The sequence below is a fragment of the Dokdonella sp. genome (assembly GCF_019634815.1).
Classification (GTDB): Bacteria; Pseudomonadota; Gammaproteobacteria; order Xanthomonadales; family Rhodanobacteraceae; genus Dokdonella_A.
This window is the reverse complement of the sequence record NZ_JAHCAP010000050.1, coordinates 1-4,071: the sequence shown is the minus strand read 5'-3', so window position 1 is coordinate 4,071 and position 4,071 is coordinate 1. Positions and strand designations below refer to the sequence as shown.

3 protein-coding genes are annotated in these 4,071 nt (G+C 64.0%); 1 reads left to right on the top strand and 2 read right to left on the bottom strand.

What is annotated here, in order from left to right; all coding sequences use genetic code 11:
- Positions 1 to 701, bottom strand: a 701-nt coding sequence (locus KF759_RS14130; protein ID WP_291226486.1) for an anhydro-N-acetylmuramic acid kinase, incomplete at its 3' end; no start/stop codon positions are given.
- Positions 697 to 2,133: a peptidoglycan DD-metalloendopeptidase family protein gene (locus KF759_RS14125; RefSeq protein ID WP_291226485.1), complete on the bottom strand. Its 1,437-nt coding sequence runs from the start codon at positions 2,131 to 2,133 to the stop codon at positions 697 to 699. The genes KF759_RS14130 and KF759_RS14125, both read right to left, overlap by 5 nt.
- Before the next feature lie 201 nt (positions 2,134 to 2,334).
- On the opposite strand from KF759_RS14125, the gene tyrS reads away from it, so the two are divergent.
- The gene (gene tyrS, locus KF759_RS14120; protein WP_291226484.1) at positions 2,335 to 3,549 is read left to right on the top strand and encodes a tyrosine--tRNA ligase; all 1,215 of its coding nucleotides are present in this window, start codon (positions 2,335 to 2,337) and stop codon (positions 3,547 to 3,549) included.
- The last annotated feature ends 522 nt before the right edge of the window (positions 3,550 to 4,071 follow it).

Here is a 4,071-nt window from a genome sequence, read left to right as displayed (position 1 = left end):
TTGCAGTGGCCGCTCGCCGCCCATGCGCCTGCTTCATCGCGCGCCCTGCCGAGGTGGCGAGCAGCCCAGGCATCGAGCAGGCAATTGGCGGGGCCGGTGTCGAAGCCGATCACGTCGCGTCCCGGCACGAGCAGGGTCGCGTTGGCGATGCCGCCGAGATTGAGGATCGCGCGTGGAATCCGAGCGTCGGCGAACACGGCCGCGTGCAGTGCGGGCAACAGCGGCGCGCCCTGGCCGCCGGCGGCGAGGTCGGCGCGGCGGAAGTCGGCGACGGTGAGGATGCCGCTGCGTTCGGCGATGACGTTGGGATCGCCGATCTGCAGCGTGAAGGGATGCGCGCCGCCCGGACGATGGCAGATGGTCTGGCCGTGCGAGCCGATCGCGACGACGGCTTCTGGCGCAATGACGGCTTCGCGCAGCAGAGCAGTCGCGGCATCGGCGAAGCATGCGCCGATTTCGACGTCGAGATGGCCGAAATCGTCGAGCGCGACGGCAGCATTGGCTCGCGCGAGCGCAAGCACGCGGTCGCGCAACGCGGGCGGATAGGCATAGGTGCGTGCGGCGGCGAGTCGTGGCGACGTGTGCATGCCCGCGGCCGTGTTGGCCTCGGGCGAGGGCGTGAATTCCACCAGCGCGGCATCGATGCCATCGGCGCTGGTGCCTGAAATCAGGCCCAGGTACAGCCCGGCGTGCGGATCAATGGCCGTTATGTGCAAGCCGGATGCCGTCGATGATCTTGAGCTGGGCAAGCTTCGGCGCGGCGGCGAGCTTGAACTGTGCAAGTTCACCCGCCGGCAACGGCTCGGGTGGCGGCAAGGTCACCGTGAGCGGATTGCGGTGACCGCCGTCGACGCGGAATTCATAGTGCAGGTGCGGACCGGTAGCCAGACCGGTCATGCCGACATAGCCGATCACCTGGCCTTGCGAGACGTGCTGGCCGAGCTTGGCGTTTGCGAAGCGCGACATGTGCCCGTAGGCGGTGGTGATGTGCTTGTTGTGCTGGATCATCACGAAATTGCCGTAACCCGATTTCCAGCCACGGAACACGATCTTGCCATCGCCGGCGGCACGGATCGGTGTGCCGGTCGGTGCCGCGTAGTCGACACCCTTGTGCGCACGCATCTTGCCCAGGATCGGGTGCATGCGACCGGTCGAAAACACCGAGGAGATACGTGTGAACTCCACCGGCGTGCGCAGGAAGGATTTGCGCAGCGGACGTCCGTCCTCGGAGTAGAACGTCGTCTCGCCCTTGGCATTGGTGTAGCGGATCGCGGTGTAGCGCTTGCCGTCATTGATGAAGGTCGCGGCGATGATGTCACCGTCGCGCAGGCGTTCGCCCTCGCGATAGAGGTCGTCGTAGACGACGCTGAAACTGTCGCCTTCGCGCAGGTCCTGGGCAAAATCGATGTCGTAGCCGAACGCATCGGCGAGCTTGAGCACCATCGCGTCCGACAACCCAGCCTGTTCGCCGGCATAGAACAGTGAACGCGTGACCACGCCGTGGGCAACGTGCGTGCGCCGTTCGACGGCGCGATCTTCGGCTTGTTCGGTGACGCCGCCTGGCGCAAAGCGCAGCACCACCCGCGTCGCATCGCTGCGTTCGAAGCGCAGCGCCGCCAGTGCGCCGATGGCATCACTGAGGAAGCCGAACTCCTGACCTGGGCGGATGCGGCGCAAGGCAGTGGCATCGCCCTGCGAATCCAGCGCGCGCTGCAGATCGGCCGGCGCGAATCCCTGTTCGCGGAAGATGTCCGACAGCGACTGGCCGGGCTTGACCGTGACAATGCGCCAATCCGGCTCGCCGTCGCCGGCCCAGGCGCCAATCGCGGCATCGGCCGGCAACTGCGGCAGGTCCAGTGCCAATGTCGTCAACGCAACCGGATCGTTCCGGGTGGCATTGGCAAGCGCGGGCGCGACGATTGTGGCGAACACGCACAGGATGGCGACCACGCCGCCGACCAGCCAATGTTCGGCGCGCCAACTCGCAGGCGAGACCGACACGTTCTGCAAGAAGGTCCAGCGCGCAACGCGCCGGTAGAACTTGAAGTAACGCCGCCGCATGCGGCGGCGGATCGGCACCCGGTGGGTGCGTCGTGAGGAAGCGTGCGACGGCGGTGCGGAAAAATCGGTCACGGATGCACGGCTCTGGCAAAACGCGCCGTACCATAGCGGCCGTGCGCGAGGCTCGTCAATGTCAAGCCCGACAAGGGCTTGCGCGCCGTCTCGATCTAACGAATTATTAACTCGATGGGTCTTGTGGGCGCGCCCGCCAGCCACGGCCCGACGCGGCGCTTGCCGCGCTGCCGCATTTCTTTCTTTCAGGTACGCCAGACCATGTCACACCTTGCTGCCGCCCTCGACCTGATCGGTCGCGGTGCTGATGAAATCCTCAAGCGCGAAGACCTCGAGAGCCGTCTCAAGGCGGGGAGACCCTTGCGCGTCAAGGCGGGCTTCGACCCGACTGCACCCGATCTGCATCTGGGCCACACGGTGCTGCTCAACAAGATGCGGCAATTCCAGGATCTCGGGCATCAGGTGATCTTCCTGATCGGCGACTTCACCGGAATGATCGGCGATCCGACCGGCAAGAACGTCACCCGCAAACCGCTCACGCGCGAGGACGTGCTTGCCAACGCGAAGACCTATGAGGAACAGGTGTTCAAGGTGCTCGATCGTGAGCGCACCGAGGTGCGCTTCAATTCCGAATGGTTCAGCGCGATGGATGCAGCGGGCATGATCAAGCTGGCAGCCCAGCACACCGTGGCGCGCATGCTCGAGCGCGACGACTTTGCCAAGCGCTACGCTGCGCAACAGTCGATCGCAATCCACGAATTCCTCTATCCGCTGGTGCAGGGACATGACTCGGTCGCACTCAGGGCCGATGTCGAACTCGGCGGCACCGACCAGAAGTTCAACCTGCTGATGGGGCGTGCGCTGCAGGAGCACGCCGGGCAGTTGCCGCAGATCGTGCTGACGATGCCTTTGCTCGAAGGGCTCGATGGCGTCAACAAGATGTCGAAATCGTTGGGCAACTACATCGGCATCAACGAACCGGCGATCGACATCGTCAACAAGGCGATGAAGATCGGCGATGACCTGATGTGGCGCTGGTATGAGCTGCTCAGTCTCGAGCGCAGCAGCGCCGAGATCGTGCGCATGAAGGCGGATGTGGCGGCAGGTCAGCTGCATCCGCGTGATGCCAAACTCGGACTCGCGCGCGAATTGGCCGCCCGTTTCCACGGAGCGGCAGCTGCCGAGCACGCCGTAACGCAATGGACAGCGTTGGTCCGCGAGCAGCGTGTCGATGTCGATCTGCCACTGCTCGAGATCGCGGTACCTGCCGAAGGCATTCGGATCGCACCCTTGTTCGTCAGTGCCAAGCTCGCGGCCAGCAATTCGGAAGTCCTGCGCAAGCTCAACGAGCGGGCGCTGCGCATCGATGGCGAGGTCGTGGAAGATCGCGAGCGCGTCCTGGCCTGTGGTACGCAACTGCTGCTCCAGGTCGGCAAGCGCGCCTTTGCCCGCGTTCAACTGGTGCCAGGAAGCTGAATCGACCTCACGGTTGGGCGCCCGAGGGCCGCGGACGGGGCGCGAAAAGCCTCGCCGCGAGCGGGTCGGTTCGAAAAATTTTCATCGCGGGTGTTGACGAGCCGCCATTCGGATGTAAGATGCGCGCCCCTTCGATGACAGGCCGCTTCGGCCGCCAGCGAGGGGCGCCAGGATCGATTCGATCGGCGTCGCGGAGTGAAGAAAAATTTTCGCTCCGGGGTGTTGACGAACACGAAATTGGTTGTATAGTTAGCGGCTCCCTACGACGAAATGTCTTCGGGTGCGGGATCAACAAAATCCCGCAAGTCCATGATCTTTGAAAGTGTGCGCAGGTAACTTGTGTGGGCGCCTTGAGGTGGATGAAAGTCCATCGATACAAAGCGTCCAAGCAAACGTCAAAGCATAAGCTTTAACCAGCGCTTGGTTCACGCTCGAAGTTTGACCGAAGGGCCTCGGCCCGGAAGTCTGCAATTTCAACTGAAGAGTTTGATCCTGGCTCAGAGTGAACGCTGGCGGCAGGCC

Excerpts from the sequence above, each read along its gene's own strand:
- tyrS (WP_291226484.1), top strand. The coding sequence starts at position 2,335 with ATGTCACACCTTGCTGCCGCCCTCGACCTGATCGGTCGCGGTGCTGAT.